We start from the raw sequence: 20,348 nt of genomic DNA on the forward strand, positions 1-20,348 counted from the left end.
CAAAATGCTTTTATAGAACGTTTCAACGGCTCATATAGGCGTGGGGTGCTAAACAAATATATTTTTGAAGACCTACACCAAGTGCGTGAACAAACTCAAATTTGGATGGATGATTATAACCATAAAAGACCACACGATAGCTTAGGGAAAATACCACCAGTAAAATATGCTGAAAACAAACGTGTCGCTGCCGCTAGGCTCCTTTTAAAATAAAATGGCTTTAAAGAAACAATATGAAGAGAAAGCCATTCTATTTTAAAACGTAAAAAATTATATATTTGGAAAAACTAACAGTTCTAAATAGGGGAAGCTTACACTTTTGCTGCCTTATTACATGATTATGAAGAATTTTTTCTTGTGTAATCTTTGTTACAGAACTATCCATATAAGAGCCTTATCTTTGTATCAAAGCATTTAAGTAGAATCATTTAAAAATAAAATCATGAGTTATTACATCAGTACCACACTAAAAAACACCGACTTCTCCGATGCCATCGAGAAAACTGTGGCGGCGTTGAAAGAAGAGGGGTTCGGTGTATTGACCGAGATAGACATCAAAGCTACGCTGAAAAAGAAGCTGGATGCCGACTTTTACAATTACACCATCCTCGGGGCATGCAATCCTGGAATGGCATATGAAGCCTTACAGGCAGAAAATAAAATTGGAACCATGTTGCCTTGCAATGTAATTGTTCAGGAACGGGAATCAGGAATTGTGGAAATCTCCGCAGTAGATCCAGCCGCTTCAATGATGGCGGTACAAAACGACTCCTTGGCTGGAATAGCCATAGATGTTAGAGAGAAATTAACCAAAGTTATTCAAAATATTTAGGAACGTTTTCTTGGTTGGTTCGTTTCTAGATTATAGTTTATTTGGTTTTTGAAAAGCACTCTTAGGGGTGCTTTTTCTATATCTTTCAATAGACATTTCTTTGGTAACATTGGTTACTGACTTGTACGTAATATTAGAAGTATGTTTGCATCAAAATAAGTAAGAAAAACAGAAACATCCACGATTAACTTTTAAAGTAATAGTTAAATAAGTGATTTGATGTTTAGTATAAAATCTAAAAACAAATAATATAGCCAGATGAAAATCAACAAATTTTTAACCTTACTCTGTTTTTTACCTGCATTTGCCTTTGCGCAGCAGACTGTCCCCATTTCCAAAACGGAAGTATTGGAAAAAGTGTCGCAACAAAACAGGAAATTGAAGATAGGGGAGCAGGAAATGCTTTCTGCAAGAGGCGATTTTAATCAGACTCGTGCGGTTTTTCTGCCAAACATCAATGCCTCTCATTCTGCTATGGGCACAACCAATCCGTTAATGGCTTTTGGCTTCAAGTTGAACCAAGAAACAGTAACACCAGCAGATTTTGATCCAAGCAAACTGAACAATCCTTCCCAGATAAACATGTATGCAACCAAATTTGAGGTGCAGCAACCTATTATCAATGTGGATGGAATTTACCAGCGAAAAGCCGCCAAAGCGAAATGGGAAGCAACACAAATGCAATTGGCGCGCACTGGCGACTATCTTTCTCTTGAAACCGAAAAAGCCTATATGCAGTTACAACTTGCTTACAAAAGCGTGGCTGTTCTAGAAACCGCGTTGAATGCTGCCGAAGAAAACTTTCGCTTGGCAAATAATAGTTTCAAACAGGGCTATCTGCAACAAAGTGATGTTTTGGCCGTGCAAGTTCGCGTAACCGAAATAGAAAATCAATTGCAATATGCGAAGAGTAATGTGATAAATGCTTCAGAATATCTTGAGGTGCTTATGAATGAAGATGTAGAAGGGGTGTTGAAGCCAACGGATTCGTTAACGATTGCTTCGGAATTGGTCACCATCGAAAATTCTCTAGATTCTAGAGCCGATATTAAAGCAATGGAATTTGCTGCGGAAGCGTATAGGCAAAACCACAACGCCGATAAAATGACTTTTTTGCCACGACTGAATGCCTTTGGAAGTTACGAACTCTATGACGACCAAATATTTCAAGGTGATGCCAACGGATACTTGTTTGGTGCAGCATTGACCTGGAATATTTTTGAAGGTTCCAAACGCTTCGGGAAAATGCAGAAAAGTAAAGCCGAATATAACAAGGCAAGTTTTGAGTTGGAACAATATAAATCGGAAAGTAAGTTGGAAATCCACAAAGCCGAGCGAATGTTTACAGATGCCAAAAACAATCTGAGACTGACCGAAATGGCACTTGAACAATCTGAAGAAGCTTTGCGAATCCGAAAGAACAGATTTAAGGAAGGACTTGAAAGAACAACCGATTTGCTAATGGCCGAAACTCAGTTTTCACAAAAACAGTTGGAGTATTTCAACACCGTTTTTCAACATAATTACGCGTTAGCTTACTTGCAATTTCTAACAAAAAACTAAATATATCTATCCTGCAAGGTCTTCAAGATTTTGTAGGTATAAAACTTTGAAATTGAAATCGAAATCGAAACCTGCCTGCCGACAAGGCAGGTCGAAATCGAAAAAGTAAAATCCTTTAACTAAATCTCCTTTCTCCTTTGGGGATTCGGGGGACCAACGAAAACAAAAACTAATTGCAATAAACACAAACATATCACTATGAAACTTATATATACATCCATACTTTTTTCAGCAGTTTTAGCCTTTACTAGTTGTGGTAATTCTTCGGAAGAAAAGAATTTCGATCAAACACCGCCCGTTTCTGTCACCGTTAGTTCTGTGGCAGCCGAAAACAACAGTCCGTTTTTAACAGCCAGTGGAAAGATAGAAGCTGCAAACAGCGCCACGTTAAGCACCCGAATGATGGGCTTTGTAGATAAAGTCCACGTTAATGTGGGACAAAATGTTACTAAAGGAGAACTTTTAGTAAGTATAAATAACTCTGATCTTTCTGCAAAACAAGCGCAGACAAGTGCTGGGATTAGTGAGGCACAAGCAGCGTTCAACAATGCTGAAAAGGATTACCAACGTTTCCAAAATTTATTTGCTGAGAACAGTGCTAGTCAGAAAGAACTTGACGATCAACGCGCCCGATACGAAATGGCAAAAGCTAGATTAGAAGGTGCTAAGCAAATGCGAAATGAGGTACAATCGCAATTTGCCTATGTGAATCTTCGCGCTCCTTTCAGCGGAATTGTAACCAATAAGTTCATTGAGGCTGGCGATATGGCAAATCCTGGAATGCCATTGGTTTCGGTAGAAGGGCCCGGTAATTTTGAAGTAACTGCTTCAGTTCCTGAAAGTGAGATTTCAAAAATAAAATCTGGATCCGAAGTGCAAGTGATTGTAAAGTCTTCAGATAAAACACTTCCTGGAACAGTAACAGAAGTAAGCACTTCCGCTAGAAATACAGGAGGGCAATATTTGGTGAAAGTAGTTTTGGATAAAACCGATGCAAATATTCTTTCAGGAATGTATGCCACAGTTCAGTTTCCAATAGAAAAGAAAACTGATGTCACTACTGTTATGGTTCCAAAGGAAGCTTTGGTAAAACAAGGACAATTAACAGGTATTTATACAGTAAGCCAAAGCAATACAGCAATTCTACGTTGGTTGCGATTAGGTCGTACTTTCGGTGATAGGGTAGAGGTGCTTTCTGGCTTGTCTGCAGATGAACGTTTTATAACTACTGCGGATTCAAAATTATACAACGGCGCCAAATTAAATATTACGCAATAAGAATACGGTTCCTAGTTTTAACTAATAAATTTAAGAGAAAAGGGAATGTTAAGGCATTCAAGCTTCTTAAAATAATAAATAATTTCTACAAATGAAAGACGGATTAGCAGGCAAAATTGCCAAGTTGTTTATAAGTTCGAAGCTTACGGTACTGTTGATGATCGTGTTTATGGTCGTTGGAGTGTGGGCCTCGTTTTTGATACCACGCGAGGAAGAGCCGCAGATAGATGTGGCTATGGCCGATATATTTGTGGGATATCCTGGCGCAAACCCTACCGAAGTAGAATCGAGGGTCGTAAAGCCGTTAGAAAAGTTAACTTCAAATATTCCTGGAGTAGAATATGTGTATTCAACTTCATTTAATGAAGGGGCAATGGTGAGCGTACAGTTTTTTGTAGGTGAGGATATTGAGCGTTCATTCGTGAAACTTTATAACGAAATGAACAAGAATATGGACCAAATGCCTCCAGGTGTTACCATGCCACTTGTTAAACCACGAGCTATCGACGATGTACCAATGCTTGGGCTAACGCTTTGGAGTGAAACGTATGACGATTTTCAACTAAAGCAAATTGCAGACGAGCTTACGCAAGAAATTGAAAAAGTAGAGGAAGTTTCCACTACAAACAAAATTGGAGGTAGAAACAGACAGTTACGCGTAGTTTTAGATAAAGATAAATTGGCAGCCAGTGGTTTAGACTTTTTAGGTGTTGCCGAAATGATAAAAGCCAACCACCAGCAATTAAATTCTGGTAGCTTTGACAAGAATGATACGGAATTTTTGGTTACAACAGGAAATTTCCTGAAATCGCTAGCCGATGTTGAAAATTTGGTCGTTGGCGTTCAACAGAATCAACCAATATATTTAAAACAAGTTGCGAATATTCTTGACGGACCTGAACTTCCACAGAACTACGTTTCTTTCGGATTTGGGGGTGCTACCGATAATGTTTCAAAGTATCCTGCAGAATATCCAGCGGTAACAATTTCCGTGGCAAAAAGAAAAGGAGCCGATGCAATGAAAATTGCAGACGTAATACTGGATAAAGTGGATCATTTACGAAGTAACTTAATTCCAGACGATGTTCACGTGGAAGTTACGCGGAATTACGGTGAAACTGCTTCGCAAAAAGTTTCGGAGCTGTTGATGCACCTGCTGGGAGCTATCTTTGCAGTTACCCTAATTGTAATGCTTGCAATGGGCTGGCGTGGAGGTTTGGTAGTGTTTTTATCGGTACCAATTACGTTTGCACTTACATTACTGAGTTACTATTTACTCGATTACACGCTGAATAGAATTACACTTTTCGCATTAGTATTCGTTACCGGAATTGTCGTCGATGACTCCATTATTATTGCGGAAAACATGCACCGACATTTCAAGATGAAACGCTTGCCGTTTAAGCAAGCTGCTATCTATGCGATTAATGAAGTAGGAAACCCTACGATACTTGCAACGTTTACTGTAATTGCTTCAGTATTGCCAATGGCGTTTGTTTCTGGATTGATGGGGCCGTATATGTCGCCCATGCCAATTGGAGCGTCTATAGCAATGATACTATCGTTGTTTGTGGCTTTAACCGTGACACCTTATTTAGGGTATATTTTCCTTCGTGAAAAAGATAAGCCTGCCCGCCGAGGTGGGAAAGGCCAAGCCCCGAAAGTGGAAAAGCCTTTGGAAGAAACGCTGATTTATAGAATATATTCAAAGTTTGAAACTCCGCTTATTGAGAACAAAAAAATACGTTATGTGTTTTTAGGAGTAACGGTTTTGATGCTTGTAGGTTCGGTGATGATGTTCTTTACAAAATCTGTTGCGGTAAAAATGCTGCCTTTCGACAATAAGAACGAAATGCAAGTGGTAATAGACATGCCTGAAGGAACAACTTTGGAACGCACAGCAGTCGTAGCTCAGGAGATTGGACAATATCTTTCAACGCAACCTTTGGTAGTTAATTATCAAAATTACATAGGTACTTCCGCGCCGATAACTTTTAACGGATTGGTACGTCACTACGACCTTCGTGGTGGCAGTAATGTGGCCGATATTCAAGTGAATTTGGTAAGTAAAGATGATAGAAAACTTCAAAGTCACGATATCGCTAGACTATTGCGGCCGCAGATTCAAGAAATAGGGGAGAAGTTTGGTGCAAACGTGAAAATTGTGGAAGTTCCACCTGGGCCACCAGTAATGTCAACAATTGTGGCTGAGGTTTATGGTCCTGATTACGACCAACAAATTGCAGTTGCTAAGGAAGTCAAAAACATTTTGAGAGAAACCCAAGATGTTGTAGACGTAGATTGGATGGTTGAAGACGATCAAATTGAATACGAATTTATAATAGACAAAGAAAAAGCAATGCGCTACGGCGTGGCACCGCAACAAATTGTGTATACAATGAATTTGGCGCTTTCAAACAGACCGGTAACCAATCTTTATGATGAAAACGTTACCAATCAAGTAGGCATATTGCTTGCGCTAGATGAAAAAGAAAAATCTACTATTCAAGATATTTCTCAGCTAAAAATTGCTTCGAAAAATGGGAATATGGTTTCGGTAGGTGACTTAGTAAATATTGAAGAAACCATCCGTGATAAAAGTATATTTAGGAAAAACCAAAAACGAGTTGTTTATGTATTAGCCGATATGGCCGGTGAACTGGAAAGTCCTGTTTATGCTATTTTAGGAATGACAGACAAACTTAATGAGATAGCCTTGCCTGCTGGATATAAAATGAACGAATTATACTTGCAGCAACCAGAATATGAAGATGACTTTACAGTGAAATGGGATGGCGAATGGCAAATTACATTAGAAGTGTTCCGTGATTTAGGAATTGCTTTCTTAGGAGTAATTATCATTATCTACATCTTGATTGTAGGTTGGTTCCAAAACTTTAAAACACCCATAGTAATGATGGTAGCCATACCGTTATCGTTAATAGGAATTGTGCTTGGTCATTGGCTTTTGAGCGCGTTTTTCACCGCTACTTCCTTCATCGGAATGATTGCCTTAGCCGGAATAATGGTACGAAATTCGGTCTTGTTGATTGACTTCGTAAACCTTCGATTAGCAGATGGAATCCCGTTAAAACAGGCCGTAATTGAAGCAGGAGCTGTTAGAACGACTCCAATTTTGTTGACAGCAGGAACAGTTGTAATTGGAGCATTCGTAATTCTATTTGATCCAATTTTCCAAGGTCTAGCAATTTCGCTAATGGGAGGAACCATTGTTTCTACTGTACTTACGTTGCTGGTAGTGCCATTGGTATATTATATGATTGAACGCAAAAACCACGAATAGGGTTTTAATATAGAGTGTAGTGTAAAAACACAACTCTAAATATCAATTAAGAACATTAAAAAATTAAATAATAATCCGATGAAACTACTAATCGTAACCGTTGTAGACCAGTTTGAGAAGGATGTACTACAACTTTTTAAAAAATCGAATATCGAGAGCTTCAGCGGTTCTGATATTGAAGGATATAAAAATGCTTCCTCCTTTATGATGAACACTAGCTGGTTTCCTTCTCAAAAAAGTGGAGCAGACAGCAGTATGTTTTTTTCGTTCACAGAAGATGAAAAGATAGACGTCTTTTTTTCATTGGTAATACAATTCAATGAGAAATTGGAAACAAATAATCCCATTCATGCGGTTGTTGTTCCGATAGAACGAAGCATTTAATTGGTGAAATAGAAATCAAAGCATAGGAGAAGTTGAAACTTAAACTGAAGGTGTAGCCGAATGTAAAAACTAATTCACCTTATAGTTTAGCAAAACCAGTAGTTAACTAACGTTTTGAAAGCGGCTTAACTTCTTTTTAAAATAAAGTGTTATTAAGTTTAAATTTAAAATTATAAATATTATGATTAACAGATATATTAGAGCGATAGCGGGAACATTTGTTATAATCAGCGTTTTATTAGCTGTTTATGTAAACATTAACTTTTTATGGTTTACGGCCTTTGTGGGAGCCAATTTGCTTCAATCATCCTTTACGCAGTGGTGTTTAATGGAAAAATTTCTTAAAAAGTTAGGAGTTAGAGAAGGAGGCGATAGTTGTAGTATTTAATTGTACTGGTTATTCTATATAATTCCCGCTGCAAGAAATTGTTAGCGGGATTTTTTTATTAAAACTGTTCTAATTCTCATAATTAGATCACAACGTACACCTAAATATTATATGACTTTAGTCATTTCCATTCGTTGAAATATTAGGTATCTTTGGACAAGTAATCATAAAAAAAGAATGGTATGACTATAAATATTCAGTATATAAAAATGCCTACGAGTGAGGCAATGAGCGAATATGTAGAAAAAAAACTTCAAAAATTAGCCGAAAAGTATGATTGGATTATTCGTGCTGAGGTTAGTTTTAAAATGGAGAATAACGTATATGGTAAAGGCAATATTTGCGAAATTGAACTTAGTATTCCTGGACCAAAATTATTTGCCGCTACAACAGATGCTACGTTTGAAGCTGCTGCCAAAGAGACCATTCTCGATTTAGAAAGGCAATTGAAAAAAAGAAAAGCAAAAATGACAACTCATTAAAACCTAGAAATGATGAAAAAAATATTAGTCCCCGTAGATTTCTCAAAACATTCTGAACACGCTTTAGAGGTGGCAGCTGCAATTGCTAAAGAACAAGGTTCTGAAATTGTAGCCCTGCATATGATGGGGCTTAGTGATGCTGTTGTAACTCGAAATCAATCTAAGGAAGTTTTTGAGGCTATGTACTACATGAGATTGGCCGAAAAGCAATTTGCCGAGTTATTAGATAAAGATTATTTAAAAGATATAAAAGTTACCGACACAGTCCATAACTACACCAAGTTTAATGAAATAAACACGGTTGCTAAAGAAATGGATATCGACCTTATTGTTATGGGGTCGCACGGTACTACAGGAATGAAGGAGGTTTTTGTGGGTAGTAATACCGAAAAAGTTGTTCGTACATCTGAAATTCCAGTGCTAGTGATTAAGCATCGATCCGAAAATTTCGCCCCAAAATCTGGTATTTTCGCTTGCGACTTTTTAGAAAATTCAATTGGACCTTACAAGCGTGCTAAACGTATTTTTGATATGCTTGGAATTGATATGCAGTTGCTCTACATCAACCTAGCAGGAGATTTTAGAAGTACCCGAGAAATTGAACGAAGAATTCTAAAGTTTTTAACAGATGCAAATGACCCTAATCCATTAAGCACTTTAAATAAAGTTGTTCAATACAACGATTATTCTGTAGAAGCTGGAATTTTTGCATATAGTCAAGTGGCAAATGCCGATATTATTGCCTTACCAACTCAGGGAAGACAAGGGTTAGCTCATTTCTTCTCAGGAAGTATTGGGGAAGATGTTGTAAACCACTCCGATTTACCGGTTATGACTTTTAAAGTATAATTAAAAAGCATAGTTAATTGGCTATCGACTTCAATTAACGAGAAAAAGCAGGAATCATCCTTTTTGATTCCTGCTTTTTTATTGAATTATACTTGAAAAATATAGTGCTTTTAAATCATTATTAAAGTGATTTTATTTTCACTTTAAATGAAATTCATAAGTCTTCCTTAAATAATAATAATGCTTGTTTATATTGTATTTAAAGCAATTTCAATCATTTGTGAAAAGCTGCCTTCGCGTTCATCGGCGGTCGTGGCTTCTCCAGTAACAAGAGAGTCGGAAATTGTGAGTATAGCAAGTGCTTTCACGTTGTATTTAGCCGCGATGGTATATATTCCTGCTGCTTCCATTTCAACACAAAGCACACCAAATTCTGCCCACTTTTTGTAATTGTCAAAATTGTCTTCGTAAAACTGATCGCTAGAAAGCACGTTTCCTGCTTTTATAGGAATGTTGTTTTCTCTGGCATATAAAGCCGCCTTCATAAAAAGTTCGTAATTGGCAGTAGGGGAGTAGTCGGAGTTTACAAAACGTGTATTATTAATTCCAGAAGTTGAAGAAGCAGCCATTGCAATTACAATATCGCGAAGGTCAATGTCTTTACGATAACTTCCTGCGGAGCCTACACGTATTAGGTTTTTTACGCCATAATCGTTAATGAGTTCGTGACAATATATAAGCGCAGATGGAATTCCCATTCCTGTTCCTTGTACAGAAACCCGTTTTCCGCGGAATGTTCCTGTATAGCCCAACATACCCCGTACTTCATTATAACATTTGGCGTCTTCCAGAAAAGTTTCAGCTATCCACTTAGCGCGTAATGGATCGCCTGGTAATAAAACCGATTCGGCTATTTCGCCTTGGTTAGCTTCAATATGTGTGCTCATTGTTATTATTTTTTAGAGTTCTTGAAACAATTTCAATTCCAGAAGATGTTCCTATTCGGCTTACGCCCAATTCAATATATTGTAATGCCGTTTCAGCGTTTTTTATTCCGCCAGAGGCTTTTATTTTTAAGCTATCACCCACTTCATCTGCCATTAATTTTACGTGGTTTATTGTTGCACCTGCAGTTCCGAAGCCTGTAGATGTTTTTACAAAGTCGGCTCCTGCTTTTTTAGCCAATTGGCAGGCTATTTTAATTTCATCATCGGTTAGGTAACAAGTTTCAAGAATTACTTTTAATATTTTTGAGCCAATTGTCTTTTTAACTTCTTCAATTTCATTCGTTACCAAATCATTCCATTGATTTTTTAAAAAACCTATATTCAAAACCATATCAATTTCATCAGCTCCATTATTTATGGCTACAGCAGCTTCTTCCACTTTTGATTTTGAAGAGGAGGCACCTAAAGGAAATCCGATTACAGTAGCTATTTTAACATCAGAGTTTTTTAGTTCTTGTTTTGCCAATGGTACATAGCAAGCGTTTATACAAACAGCGTAGAACTTGTGTGCAATCGCTTCTTTGCAAAGTTGGGTAATTTCTTCTGATGTGGCAGTTGCCTTAAGTAAAGTCTGGTCTATAAACCGATTCAGTTTCATTGTTGGTGTGTTCGTTAATAAGGGCTATTATTTCGTTTTTCTGTAATGCACCACAACGTTTCCAAACCTGTTTTCCGTTTTTAAATAAAATCATGGAAGGCACCGAGCAAACTTCGAGCTTAGTGGCTAAAGATTGATCTTTATAAACGTCGACTTTTACAAATTTAACAATATCGCCAATCTCATTTTTAACTTCTGTAAGTATTGGGGATAAAAGTTTACAGGGGCCGTACCAATCGGTGAAAAAATCTACAAGTACAGGCGTGTCGGAATTAATTATTTCGTGGTATTTCATTTTATATACTTTCTGGGGTTAGAAGATTATTAGGATACGCTCGCATCCTGAATCTTAGTTGTATATTGGATTTTTCTTATTTTTTCGTAAAACGGGCATTAGCATTTCTAAAGGTATTTCTATGGAGTATGTTCCTGTATACGAAGGACAGATAACACAATCGTCGAAATAAAACTCTATAGCTTCATCGGTAACGACAAAGTTGTTTTTCGCATCAAAAAATGCGTCGTCTGTAATGCTCCAGCAATCATAATACATTTCGCCTGAATTTATTTTTTCAGTAAGCAAAGCATTCAGAATATCGCGAAGCTCTTCTTCAGTTCCTGGGTTAAAAAAATCTTCATAATTCATAAAAGAAGACCGCTCTAAATCAAAATTTAATGTTTCAAAAGTGTAACTGGCATGAGCAGCTCCCGCATAGTGATTTTCTTTGTAAAAAAGCACACTGATTAATCTATTATTCAGATTAAATATTTTGTACTCCACAAGTCGTTTTTCATTTTCGTGTGGAATTCCCATAGCATCACAGAGGCGCTTTTCTTCCTTTATTTGTTTTTCTACTTCTTTTGTATTTAAAAAATGCTTCTGAATATATTCATTGAAAATTTCAAACGAAGAATTTATGTTCTCATTGAGGTAAGGATATTGAAAATCCATCGTAAAACCTTCACCTTCTTTACTAAAGGATTTCGAAATTACTAAGCTTTCTAATTCCGCTCGTTGGTCTTTTTTCTCGAGAAGCTCTCTTCGTTTTAGGATGAGCTTTTGTTCTTGGTTTTTAAGATCTATGTCGGAAACCTGTAACGAATCTATTTTCTCTTCCGAAGTGGGTAGTACTTCAGATTCGATTTCGTTTTTTTTAGGATCGTTTTTGCATCCTATAAATAGCAGAAGAATGAATAGCGGTAAAAATGACTTCAAATTTATTTGATTTTAGAACATAAAATTAAGAAAACAAACTTAATGCAATAAAGTGTTTTTTTCTTTAATGGCAATTATTCTGCAAGCGTTATTTTTAGTTTCGCTAGCATAATTAGTTCACTTTTGTTTTTATCTGCAAAAGCTCCGGCAATAACATTTGCTGTTTCCCAAATTAACCGATTTCTTTCTTCTGTAAAAAGCTGCGGATGTTCTTTTTTATAGTCGGCAAAGCTATCAAAGCAATCGCTAGCATCTAATTCTTCATAATCAAACCAATCAAAAACCACTTCAATCTGGTGTGCTGCGTCTGTATGAAATGGATCTTCATAATCGTCTAAGTCTTTCCATTTTTCAGCTACAATTTTCTTCAAAGCGTCGAACTCTGCTTCTCTCACTACATTGTCAGCAGCCGCTATTGCATAAAAGAGCTCTCCCATTTTTTGATAAAAAAGTAATTGCGGTTTCTCTGATGTGTTCATAAAGTAACTGTTAAGCAGATTTTTACGTTTACAAAGCTAGGGAGATTTTCAGAAGTATTTTATGACATTAATCAGTTCGCTTAAAATGTTTAAAAACCTTACTTTTGGGGGGTGAAGGTTTTAGAAGATAAAAAAGGAAATATATTTAAAATTCTTTCAGAAGCAATTTCTGAAGGCATCGTTATTGTGAATCAATCGCAAGAGATTGTTGCTTCTAATGACGTAGCCGACAGGATGTTTGGTTATGAAAATGGGGAGTTGCTTGGAGCAAGTCTTAATGTGTTGATCCCGAGAGAATACCGCGGAACACACTCGGGTAAAGCGAAAGAATATTTAAAGAAAAATGACCCACGCCAAATGGGGCACGGTCGCGATTTGTATGGCCGCCGTAAAGATGGCAGTACATTTCCTGTAGAGGCGGGGCTAAACCCTTTTGTTATTGACGATTCGCGATATGTAATGGCATTGGTTACCGATATTTCTGTCCGAAAAAAGCAGGAAATGGAAATTGTAGAACTAAATAACCTTTTAGAAGAGAAAATTGTGGAGCGTACGGCTGCGCTTCAGAATAGTGTAATAGAACTTAGGGAGGAAGTGTCGCGACGTGAAAAGGCAGAACATAAAATTACAGAGTCATTACGAAAAGAACGAGAGCTTGGAGAATTGAAAACTAAGTTCCTTTCGCTGGTTTCGCACGAATTTAAAACACCGTTAAGCGGAATTCTTACCTCGGCAACCCTTGCGGCAAAATATACCGAGAGTGAACAACAAGATAAACGTGATAAACACCTAAAAACAATAAAAAGTAAGGTAAAATACTTAAACAATATTTTAAACGATTTTCTTTCTATTGAAAGACTTGAATCTGGAAAAACCACGTATAAGTTTGATGTCTTTCCGTTAAGTAAAGTTATTAATGAGGTTATATACAGTTCAAATATGCTGTTGAAAGATGGCCAACGGATAAATTACCCTGAAAATATTGATGATATTGATTTGAATTTTGATGAGAAAATACTAGAGCTTTCTTTGACAAATTTAATTAACAATGCTATTAAGTATTCTTCAGAATTTACGACTATTGATGTAGCAGTATCTGAGAATAACGAGAAGCTTGCCATCAAAATAAAAGACGAAGGGATAGGAATTCCTGAAAGGGATCAAAAGCACATTTTTAACAGGTATTTTAGAGCGGAGAACGCTTTGTTGAACCAAGGAACTGGTATTGGATTAAACATAGTTAAAAGTCATTTAGAAAGTCTTGGAGGTGATGTTACCTTTGAAAGCACCGAAAATAAAGGAAGTACCTTCACCATTTTTATACCATATAAAAATCAAAAATAGTTAGATGAAAACAATATTGCTGATTGAAGATGATACGGCACTTCGCGAAAACACTGCTGAACTTTTAGAACTTTCCGGTTATAAAGTAAGTACCGCACCAAACGGTAGAAGCGGAATAGAAAAAGCGAAACAACATTTGCCAAATATTATTATTTGCGATATTATGATGCCCGAAGTGGATGGTTATGGAGTTTTAGAAGCAATTACGGCAGATGAAACAACGCGCCACATTCCATTTATATTTCTTTCGGCAAAAACCGAACACAAGGAAATTAGAAAAGGAATGGATTTGGGTGCCGACGATTACCTAACAAAACCTTTTGATGAGGATGAGTTGATGAGTGCTGTTGAAAGTCGTTTGGCAAAAGCAAGTTTAACTGCTGAAAATGAAAAATCGAATGTTGTAACAAGTGATGACACTCCAAAAAATTTACACCAATTAAAAAATCTATTTTGTGATGAAGGGGAGGAGTCGAACTACAAAAAAGGTGAAAATATTTACCGAAAAGGCGATCATTCTAATAACCTTTACCTAATTCTACGTGGCGTTGTAAAAACCCACACGATGGATACAAACGCCAAAGAACTTATTACTGGCCTGTATAAAGCCGATGATTTTTTAGGCTTTACCACTTTCGATAATAATAATCCGTATGAAGAAACAGCAACAGCTGTGGAAGATTCTGAAATTGTTGGTATTTCAAAATCCCATTTGGTAGAAATACTGAAAAAAAGTCAAGATGTATCATTGGAGTTGATGAATTTATTATCGGATAATTTATCTGATGTTAAACAACAGTTATTGCGTATGGCTTATAGTTCGGTTAAAAAGAAAACCGCAGCCACAATTCTTCAGTTTGTAGATATAATGAACTTAAAGCCCAATGTTCCAATACGAATTTCGCGAAGTGATTTAGCTACCACAGCAGGAATTGCTACCGAAAGCTTAATTAGAACCCTATCCGATTTTAAGAAGGATGGACTCATCGAAATTGAAGGTCGGAGTATTCATATACTTAATCCAGAGGGTCTACGTGAAATGGAATAGAAATTGTTCATTTATCTGATTATCATTTGATTATAAGCTTTATCAGAATTTTTATTTTAAACCTGATTATTGTCATTTTCTGTATTGCATTATACCGATAGCTTTGTCTTTACGTTTTTGTTGTTATTAAGCATTTCAGTATCAGCTTTTAATCTAGGGGTTAGATTTAAGTAAGAGATGCTTTTGTTTTCTTAAGCGAATTGGTTTTTTATATAAAAGGTCAATGCTGTTGTTTAATCAAGCGAATAAAAAAGAAAGATGAAAAATATATTAATTCCGACGGATTTCTCGGAGAATTCACATAATGCCATTCGGTATGCGTTGGATTACTTTGCGGCTATTCCGGTGAATTTTTACCTTCTTCACGTTTCACAGCATAATCAATCTACAACGGCTGAAGTTTCAAGATCATTTTTTGAATCTTCAAGTCGAAAGGAATTAGAGTATAATCCAACTTCACTTTTAAAGGAAGAAATAGAATCTTGTCAATTATTGACGAAAAACCCCTATCATAAATTTTATTCTATAACCGACGACAAGCTTTTAATTGAAGCAATCCGAAAGCAGGTTGTAGAAAAGGAAATTGATACAATTTTGATGGGGACCAAAGGCGATTCGCAATCGAATCAAGGTGAAATGGGAAGCCATACATATGATGTTATTACCAAAGTAAAATGTCCGATTATTGTAATACCCGAAAATGCCAGATTTACCGGAATTAAGAACATTGCGTTTGCAACCGATTATAATTGTATTTACCGTAACCGAGTAATTACAACACTTTCAGAAGCGTTGCATTTACATAGTTCCCCATTGCGTGTGCTTAATATTAGATCGAAACATTCTAGTTTAAACGCAGCTCAAACAGATAATAAAGGGTTTTTACATTATTTCTTTAAGGAAATTAAACACAGTTTCCACTTTTTAGAAAATAAGAATATTGAAACAGGTATTCAAGATTTTGTCGATACGTGGGAAATAAGTATGGTTGCTATTGTTGCAAAAAACTTAAACTTTATACAGCGTTTAATGTTGCGACCCAGTTCAGGAAAGATTGATTACCACACAGAAGTTCCTTTCTTAGTGCTTCATGAATAGGTTGTTTTGTAGCCTTCCCCAAAAATGTAGCTTTTTTTAGCCAATGTTCTTTTTTTGTTTTCATAAGTGACTGTAATTAATTGATTAATTTTTAGTCAACCTATTTCAGGAAAGTACACTTTTACAAACTCCAGTTCTTCAATGCGTTCCTTTAGTTTTTTAATCTCATCTTGTTTACTCATACCTGTGTTTTGTTGCACTAAGGTACTGTATTTTTTTAACCAATAGGTAATGGTGGTTCTGGGAACATCGTACTTCTTGGAAGCAGCGTTTGTAGAAATCTGCCCGTTTAAGATTTGATCAACGACTAAAAGTTTAGTCTCTAAGGTTGCTTTTTGATAGCTTTTTTTTAGCCAGTGTTCTTTTTGTGTTTTCATAAGTGACTGTAATTAAATGATTAATTTTTAGTCAACCTATTTCAGGAAAGTACATATATAGGCTTGCGTACAACGTTTAGTATATGAAGCGTAGCGCCCCAATGGGAGCTTTGATTTCATATACAGTGTTATGAGCTTTTTTACATTCTTCATTGTCACTGGAAAATTGTCCATGTCTAAGTCTCTTATCTCCATTCCAAGGCCTCTTATTTAGTTTTACATTTGTAGTGTAACAAGAATAAGTCAAAATGAAATTTAAAAATTTAATCAAATTAAGTAGCTTAGTTCTAATTCTAGGGATAACAATTCAAACATTTTCTCAATCTAAAAAAAGTAATATTATGGACAACACAAAAAATGAAAACATCGGATTATTAGTAATCATGAAAGCGAAAGAAGGTAAGGAGCAAGAAGTGAAAGAGTTTCTTCTAGGTGGTTTATCATTGGTAAATGCAGAACCAAAAACTGAATCTTGGTTTGCATTTCAAATAGATGAACAAACTTTCGGAATTTATGACACATTTGAAGCTGAAGAGGGCAGACAGGCACACTTAAAAGGAGAAGTGGCAAAAGCCTTATTGGCCAATGCTAAAGAACTTTTAGAAGGTTTTGATCCTAGTAGAGACATTAAGACTGTTGATGTTCAAGCAAGTAATCATAAAGTGGATGATCAGAATAAGGGATTGTTGGTGATTATGAAAGCCAAAGAAGGAAAGACATCTGCAGTGGAGGATTTCTTACAAGCGGGCAAGTCATTGGTAAGTTCTGAGCCTGCAACTTTATCATGGTATGCTTTTAAAATCAATGAAGAAACCTATGCCATTTTCGATACGTTTGCAGATGACGCTGGCAGAGATGCTCATTTAACAGGGAAAGTAGCAGCAGCGTTGATGGAGAATGCGCCTGTAATTTTGAAAGACTTTGATGCTTCAGCAATTCAAAAAATTAACATTCTAGCTTCAAAATAAATATTTGATTTAAGAAAGGAGTGCCAAAAGCACTCCTTTTTTTTTTAAATTTGAATGAGCTAAAACATAAATTTAGTATGGCCCAAATAATTATAGACAAACAAAACGGGGAACTTGCGTTTAGATTAGAAGAGTTCAACGGCCTAAACCAGTTTGATCATTTACAAAGAAGAAATTATTATTCTATCGTTTTGTTATGTGGAATTAGCTATGAACTAAGCGTTGATTTTCAAAGTTTTGAATTGCAAGGAAATCAAATGATTTGTTTGGCTCCGTATCAACCTTTCATGATACGTTCTGAAGAAAAGTGTCATGGTTATTTATTGAATTTTCATCCCGATTTTTTTTGTACACATAGACATCAAAACGAAATAGAGACCGAGGGATTCCTTTTTAATAATTTCCATGGTTTACCCTATTTTACTGTAAACGAGCAAAGCCTGTTTCTTAATTTGATTGATCAAATTTCGAAAGAGATGGACAAAGACTCAATCGCTCAGCATGAAGTTCTTGTGGCATTTTTAAAAGTGTTTTTAATTGAAGCGGTCAGACATAAGAAACAATTTGATCAACAATTAACTCCCAGAACGTCAGATTCAAAAACAGAAATTTTACAAAATTTAGTCGATGCAATAGAGAGTAATTATTGCAAACTCCATTCTCCCCAAGAATACGCAGATGAACTATGTGTAAGTCCTAAAACTTTAGCCGGTATCGTCAAGAAATACCTCAATCAAACGACTTCATCCTTAATTTCAAATAGGATTATTATTGAGGCGAAACGAGAACTTTATCTAACTTCTAAACCAGTGAAACAAGTTGCTGCTTTTTTAGGTTATGACGATGAATTCTATTTCAGTCGTTTTTTTAAAAAGAAGGTAGGAGTATCACCTGATATTTATCGTAAGACAGTTGGTTTTGCTAAACTAGAGTCAAATTAATTGCTCACAACGTGTTTGGCTATGATTTGTTGCGGAAAAATCCGCAGGATTCTTTCCGTCGTAGCCGAAAGATAGTGAATTGCAATGAAATTCCGATAGGAATTTCAGCCGTAATGAACTATAGCCGTTGTTGTGCATAGTTATTTTTCGAGTTTTTTTTCAAATTTTTCGAGCGTTATTTCTTTCCGCCACCAAGAGTATTCTCCGTAAGCAATTTTCTTGTCATAATCCACTTCTAAATAGTCATTCCAGCAAGAGAAAAAAACGTAATCTCCGTTTTGTTCGTCGTCAGAATCACTTTCGATTTTGGAAGGTGCAATTAAATAGTACTTTCCTACTTTAAATTCCGCAATATAAGGTCGGCATAACATTCCATTATCGCCCCAAATTTTGAAACGTTTTCGGGTTTCAGAGCCTTTATATTTTTTGATTACTTCTACAGTCATTGAATAAGGCATTTTTCCATCATAGTCGTAATTTTCGTCTTCTAAAAAGTCCGAATATTCGATTACTTTGATTAATGCAACAAATTCCTGATTATCTGAAATCGCTCCGAATCTACAATTCCAATTGCATTCGCAAGAACAAGCGAAAGATTTCATTGAAATCAGCAGGATAAATATTATTAGAATTCGTTTTTTCATAATTATGCACAACGGTCAAGTATAAGCGCAGTAGCGGGATTGGCGCACGAGCCTTTCGGTTTATAACTGACCTTAAGTTTATAAAATTACTATCGAGTTTTACACTTACCCGCTATTGCGTTTAGCATCTATGAAAAAGCAGCGAGTCTCGTATCTTTAAAGTTCATCAAAACAATAAGATATGAAAACTGAACCCACTGCCCAACCAAAGTTATACATTGGCATCGATATTCACAAGCGGAGCTGGAAAGTTCATTGTGCTACAGATCTCTTTGCTGGCAAGTCGTTTACCATTCCTCCAAAGCCTGAAGTCTTACAGCAGTATGTTTCTAAACATTTTCCTAACCATGAGGTTACCACGGCTTATGAAGCTGGCTGTTGCGGCTATTATGCCCATCGTAGTTTTAGACAGTACGGATGGACCTCCCTTGTGGTCAACCCTGCTGATATTCATCGGAAGGGAAAGGAGCGCTTTACCAAGACCGATAAGATCGATGCACAGCTCATAAGCCGGGAACTGAAAGATGGCAGGCTGGAAAGTATCCATGTACCTGAAATTGAACGGGAACAACTGCGCAGTCTCTTTAGAAGGCGCAATGATCTTGTAAAGGATTTTAGGCGCATCAAGAGCCATATCAAGATGCAGTTGCTTTATTTCGGTGTTGCTATTCCCGAGGAGTTTGATAACGACCACTGGAGCCATAAATTTCGTGGCTGGATTGACGATCTGTCATTTGTCTATCCATCGGCACGTGAGACCCTCGATAGCAGGATGCGCAGCTTTAGGTTTATCGATCAAGAACTACGGGATGTGTCCTCAAAGATCCGTGCCTATTGCCGCAATCATTACAAGAAGGATTATTATCTCTTAAAAAGTATTCCGGGAGTAGGTGGGATCGTGGCCAGCGGTATCATCTGCGAGCTTGGCGATCTGCGACGCTTTAAAAGCATAAAACATTTGGCGGGTTATGTTGGCCTGGCACCGGGTATCCACCAAAGTGGCGACAACCAAAAGAGCACCGGTATTACAATGCGTGCCCATAGATTGATGCGCAGTTATTTTATCGAAGCAGCGTGGCAGGCCATCAGGACGGATCCAATAATGCAGGCCTATTACCGCAAACATTTGGGAAAGGACGTCAAATCAATAATAATCAAGGTGGCGCGTAAATTGTTGAGCCGGACCTTGGCAGTAATAAAAACAGAAACCCCCTATACAATAGGAGTAATAGAATAATAATATAAACAGATAACAAAGCTCACAAAGAAGTATTCAAAACCTGTATCACAAAACAATGTAGGTGGCCTCCGCCGAAGGCGGAATGTAAGCTTCCCTTTAAACCGAACTGTTTAAAAGTAGAATAATTATCTTAATTTTAAACAGTATTATGAGACGAAGTAAATTTTCACCACAACAGATTGCAAAGATTTTAAAAGAGTTCGACAATGGAAAGAGTGTCGACCAGATCAGTCGTGAGCATGGGGTCAGCCCCGCCACTTTCTATAAGTGGCGTTCTAGATATGCTGGAATGAACTCCAAGGAGCTCAAGCGCCTCAAGGAGCTAGAGGAAGAGAATCGCAAGCTCAAGCAGATGTATGCCACTCTGG

23 protein-coding genes are annotated in these 20,348 nt (G+C 36.7%); 16 read left to right on the forward strand and 7 right to left on the reverse strand.

Features of this window, described 5'->3' with window-relative positions:
• The 9 genes from BLW28_RS14690 to BLW28_RS14735 all read left to right on the forward strand — a co-directional run.
• Positions 1 to 213, forward strand: a 213-nt coding sequence (locus BLW28_RS14690; RefSeq protein ID WP_143036907.1) for an integrase core domain-containing protein, incomplete at its 5' end; no start/stop codon positions are given.
• Positions 214 to 442: 229 nt separating this feature from the next.
• Positions 443 to 832: a DUF302 domain-containing protein gene (locus tag BLW28_RS14695; protein WP_073221916.1), complete on the forward strand. Its 390-nt coding sequence runs from the start codon at positions 443 to 445 to the stop codon at positions 830 to 832.
• Positions 833 to 1,090: 258 nt separating this feature from the next.
• A complete protein-coding gene (locus tag BLW28_RS14700) occupies positions 1,091 to 2,395 on the forward strand; it encodes a TolC family protein (protein ID WP_073221919.1) in 1,305 nt (434 codons plus the stop codon).
• A 198-nt stretch (positions 2,396 to 2,593) separates the two neighbouring features.
• The gene (locus BLW28_RS14710; protein ID WP_073221926.1) at positions 2,594 to 3,673 is read left to right on the forward strand and encodes an efflux RND transporter periplasmic adaptor subunit; all 1,080 of its coding nucleotides are present in this window, start codon (positions 2,594 to 2,596) and stop codon (positions 3,671 to 3,673) included.
• 91 nt (positions 3,674 to 3,764) lie between these two features.
• Entirely contained in the window at positions 3,765 to 6,977 is a 3,213-nt protein-coding gene (locus tag BLW28_RS14715) for an efflux RND transporter permease subunit (protein ID WP_073221931.1), read from the forward strand.
• Between the two features lie 78 nt (positions 6,978 to 7,055).
• Positions 7,056 to 7,361 carry a hypothetical protein gene (locus tag BLW28_RS14720; RefSeq protein ID WP_073221934.1) on the forward strand — a complete coding sequence of 102 codons (306 nt, stop codon included), beginning with the start codon at positions 7,056 to 7,058 and terminating at the stop codon, positions 7,359 to 7,361.
• Between the two features lie 181 nt (positions 7,362 to 7,542).
• A complete protein-coding gene (locus BLW28_RS14725; RefSeq protein ID WP_073221936.1) occupies positions 7,543 to 7,749 on the forward strand; it encodes a YgaP family membrane protein in 207 nt (68 codons plus the stop codon).
• A gap of 182 nt (positions 7,750 to 7,931) precedes the next feature.
• Positions 7,932 to 8,231, forward strand: a complete 300-nt coding sequence (hpf, locus tag BLW28_RS14730; protein WP_073221939.1) for a ribosome hibernation-promoting factor, HPF/YfiA family — start codon at positions 7,932 to 7,934, stop codon at positions 8,229 to 8,231.
• Between the two features lie 12 nt (positions 8,232 to 8,243).
• The gene (locus BLW28_RS14735) at positions 8,244 to 9,080 is read left to right on the forward strand and encodes a universal stress protein (protein WP_073221941.1); all 837 of its coding nucleotides are present in this window, start codon (positions 8,244 to 8,246) and stop codon (positions 9,078 to 9,080) included.
• A 188-nt stretch (positions 9,081 to 9,268) separates the two neighbouring features.
• On the opposite strand, the gene deoD is transcribed toward BLW28_RS14735, so the two are convergent.
• From deoD to BLW28_RS14760, 5 genes are all read right to left on the reverse strand, one after another.
• Positions 9,269 to 9,967: a purine-nucleoside phosphorylase gene (gene deoD / locus BLW28_RS14740; RefSeq protein ID WP_073221944.1), complete on the reverse strand. Its 699-nt coding sequence runs from the start codon at positions 9,965 to 9,967 to the stop codon at positions 9,269 to 9,271.
• Positions 9,951 to 10,625, reverse strand: a complete 675-nt coding sequence (gene deoC, locus BLW28_RS14745; protein ID WP_073221947.1) for a deoxyribose-phosphate aldolase — start codon at positions 10,623 to 10,625, stop codon at positions 9,951 to 9,953. The genes deoD and deoC overlap by 17 nt, the downstream gene beginning before the upstream one ends.
• Positions 10,588 to 10,920 carry a thioredoxin gene (gene trxA, locus BLW28_RS14750; RefSeq protein ID WP_073221949.1) on the reverse strand — a complete coding sequence of 111 codons (333 nt, stop codon included), beginning with the start codon at positions 10,918 to 10,920 and terminating at the stop codon, positions 10,588 to 10,590. The genes deoC and trxA overlap by 38 nt, the downstream gene beginning before the upstream one ends.
• A gap of 54 nt (positions 10,921 to 10,974) precedes the next feature.
• Positions 10,975 to 11,841: an RsiV family protein gene (locus tag BLW28_RS14755; protein ID WP_073221952.1), complete on the reverse strand. Its 867-nt coding sequence runs from the start codon at positions 11,839 to 11,841 to the stop codon at positions 10,975 to 10,977.
• 74 nt (positions 11,842 to 11,915) lie between these two features.
• Positions 11,916 to 12,320 (reverse strand): hypothetical protein, encoded by a 405-nt coding sequence (locus BLW28_RS14760; RefSeq protein ID WP_073221955.1) that lies wholly within the window; start codon positions 12,318 to 12,320, stop codon positions 11,916 to 11,918.
• 111 nt (positions 12,321 to 12,431) lie between these two features.
• Between BLW28_RS14760 and BLW28_RS14765 the strand changes: the two genes are divergently transcribed.
• The 3 genes from BLW28_RS14765 (at position 12,432) to BLW28_RS14775 (ending at position 15,810) form a co-directional block, all read left to right on the forward strand.
• Entirely contained in the window at positions 12,432 to 13,664 is a 1,233-nt protein-coding gene (locus tag BLW28_RS14765) for a sensor histidine kinase (protein ID WP_073221958.1), read from the forward strand.
• A 4-nt stretch (positions 13,665 to 13,668) separates the two neighbouring features.
• Positions 13,669 to 14,712 carry a response regulator gene (locus BLW28_RS14770; RefSeq protein ID WP_073221961.1) on the forward strand — a complete coding sequence of 348 codons (1,044 nt, stop codon included), beginning with the start codon at positions 13,669 to 13,671 and terminating at the stop codon, positions 14,710 to 14,712.
• A 258-nt stretch (positions 14,713 to 14,970) separates the two neighbouring features.
• Entirely contained in the window at positions 14,971 to 15,810 is an 840-nt protein-coding gene (locus tag BLW28_RS14775) for a universal stress protein (protein WP_073221964.1), read from the forward strand.
• A gap of 95 nt (positions 15,811 to 15,905) precedes the next feature.
• Here BLW28_RS14775 and BLW28_RS14780 read toward each other — a convergent pair whose 3' ends face one another.
• The gene (locus tag BLW28_RS14780; protein ID WP_083540863.1) at positions 15,906 to 16,187 is read right to left on the reverse strand and encodes a helix-turn-helix domain-containing protein; all 282 of its coding nucleotides are present in this window, start codon (positions 16,185 to 16,187) and stop codon (positions 15,906 to 15,908) included.
• 248 nt (positions 16,188 to 16,435) lie between these two features.
• Between BLW28_RS14780 and BLW28_RS16035 the strand changes: the two genes are divergently transcribed.
• Together BLW28_RS16035 and BLW28_RS14790 are read left to right on the forward strand one after the other, a co-directional pair.
• Positions 16,436 to 17,155 carry a putative quinol monooxygenase gene (locus BLW28_RS16035; protein ID WP_083540865.1) on the forward strand — a complete coding sequence of 240 codons (720 nt, stop codon included), beginning with the start codon at positions 16,436 to 16,438 and terminating at the stop codon, positions 17,153 to 17,155.
• 77 nt (positions 17,156 to 17,232) lie between these two features.
• Positions 17,233 to 18,096: a helix-turn-helix domain-containing protein gene (locus BLW28_RS14790; RefSeq protein ID WP_073221967.1), complete on the forward strand. Its 864-nt coding sequence runs from the start codon at positions 17,233 to 17,235 to the stop codon at positions 18,094 to 18,096.
• A gap of 140 nt (positions 18,097 to 18,236) precedes the next feature.
• Here the strand turns inward: BLW28_RS14790 and BLW28_RS14795 are convergent, their stop codons facing one another.
• Positions 18,237 to 18,740: a hypothetical protein gene (locus tag BLW28_RS14795; RefSeq protein ID WP_073221970.1), complete on the reverse strand. Its 504-nt coding sequence runs from the start codon at positions 18,738 to 18,740 to the stop codon at positions 18,237 to 18,239.
• A gap of 181 nt (positions 18,741 to 18,921) precedes the next feature.
• Between BLW28_RS14795 and BLW28_RS14800 the strand changes: the two genes are divergently transcribed.
• Complete coding sequence (locus tag BLW28_RS14800; protein ID WP_073221972.1) at positions 18,922 to 19,977, forward strand: IS110 family RNA-guided transposase; 1,056 nt, start codon at positions 18,922 to 18,924, stop codon at positions 19,975 to 19,977.
• A 151-nt stretch (positions 19,978 to 20,128) separates the two neighbouring features.
• A partial coding sequence (locus BLW28_RS14805; RefSeq protein ID WP_143036908.1) for a transposase occupies positions 20,129 to 20,348 on the forward strand: 220 nt, incomplete at its 3' end.

Origin of the sequence: Aequorivita viscosa, from assembly GCF_900106795.1 — a bacterium.
Taxonomy (GTDB): domain Bacteria; phylum Bacteroidota; class Bacteroidia; order Flavobacteriales; family Flavobacteriaceae; genus Aequorivita; species Aequorivita viscosa.

Excerpts from the sequence above, each read along its gene's own strand:
- BLW28_RS14695 (WP_073221916.1), top strand. The coding sequence starts at position 443 with ATGAGTTATTACATCAGTACCACACTAAAAAACACCGACTTCTCCGAT.
- BLW28_RS14700 (WP_073221919.1), top strand. The coding sequence starts at position 1,091 with ATGAAAATCAACAAATTTTTAACCTTACTCTGTTTTTTACCTGCATTT.
- BLW28_RS14710 (WP_073221926.1), top strand. The coding sequence starts at position 2,594 with ATGAAACTTATATATACATCCATACTTTTTTCAGCAGTTTTAGCCTTT.
- BLW28_RS14715 (WP_073221931.1), top strand. The coding sequence starts at position 3,765 with ATGAAAGACGGATTAGCAGGCAAAATTGCCAAGTTGTTTATAAGTTCG.
- BLW28_RS14720 (WP_073221934.1), top strand. The coding sequence starts at position 7,056 with ATGAAACTACTAATCGTAACCGTTGTAGACCAGTTTGAGAAGGATGTA.
- BLW28_RS14725 (WP_073221936.1), top strand. The coding sequence starts at position 7,543 with ATGATTAACAGATATATTAGAGCGATAGCGGGAACATTTGTTATAATC.
- hpf (WP_073221939.1), top strand. The coding sequence starts at position 7,932 with ATGACTATAAATATTCAGTATATAAAAATGCCTACGAGTGAGGCAATG.
- BLW28_RS14735 (WP_073221941.1), top strand. The coding sequence starts at position 8,244 with ATGAAAAAAATATTAGTCCCCGTAGATTTCTCAAAACATTCTGAACAC.
- deoD (WP_073221944.1), bottom strand. The coding sequence starts at position 9,967 with ATGAGCACACATATTGAAGCTAACCAAGGCGAAATAGCCGAATCGGTT.
- deoC (WP_073221947.1), bottom strand. The coding sequence starts at position 10,625 with ATGAAACTGAATCGGTTTATAGACCAGACTTTACTTAAGGCAACTGCC.
- trxA (WP_073221949.1), bottom strand. The coding sequence starts at position 10,920 with ATGAAATACCACGAAATAATTAATTCCGACACGCCTGTACTTGTAGAT.
- BLW28_RS14760 (WP_073221955.1), bottom strand. The coding sequence starts at position 12,320 with ATGAACACATCAGAGAAACCGCAATTACTTTTTTATCAAAAAATGGGA.
- BLW28_RS14770 (WP_073221961.1), top strand. The coding sequence starts at position 13,669 with ATGAAAACAATATTGCTGATTGAAGATGATACGGCACTTCGCGAAAAC.
- BLW28_RS14775 (WP_073221964.1), top strand. The coding sequence starts at position 14,971 with ATGAAAAATATATTAATTCCGACGGATTTCTCGGAGAATTCACATAAT.
- BLW28_RS14780 (WP_083540863.1), bottom strand. The coding sequence starts at position 16,187 with ATGAAAACACAAAAAGAACACTGGCTAAAAAAAAGCTATCAAAAAGCA.
- BLW28_RS16035 (WP_083540865.1), top strand. The coding sequence starts at position 16,436 with ATGAAATTTAAAAATTTAATCAAATTAAGTAGCTTAGTTCTAATTCTA.
- BLW28_RS14790 (WP_073221967.1), top strand. The coding sequence starts at position 17,233 with ATGGCCCAAATAATTATAGACAAACAAAACGGGGAACTTGCGTTTAGA.
- BLW28_RS14795 (WP_073221970.1), bottom strand. The coding sequence starts at position 18,740 with ATGAAAAAACGAATTCTAATAATATTTATCCTGCTGATTTCAATGAAA.
- BLW28_RS14800 (WP_073221972.1), top strand. The coding sequence starts at position 18,922 with ATGAAAACTGAACCCACTGCCCAACCAAAGTTATACATTGGCATCGAT.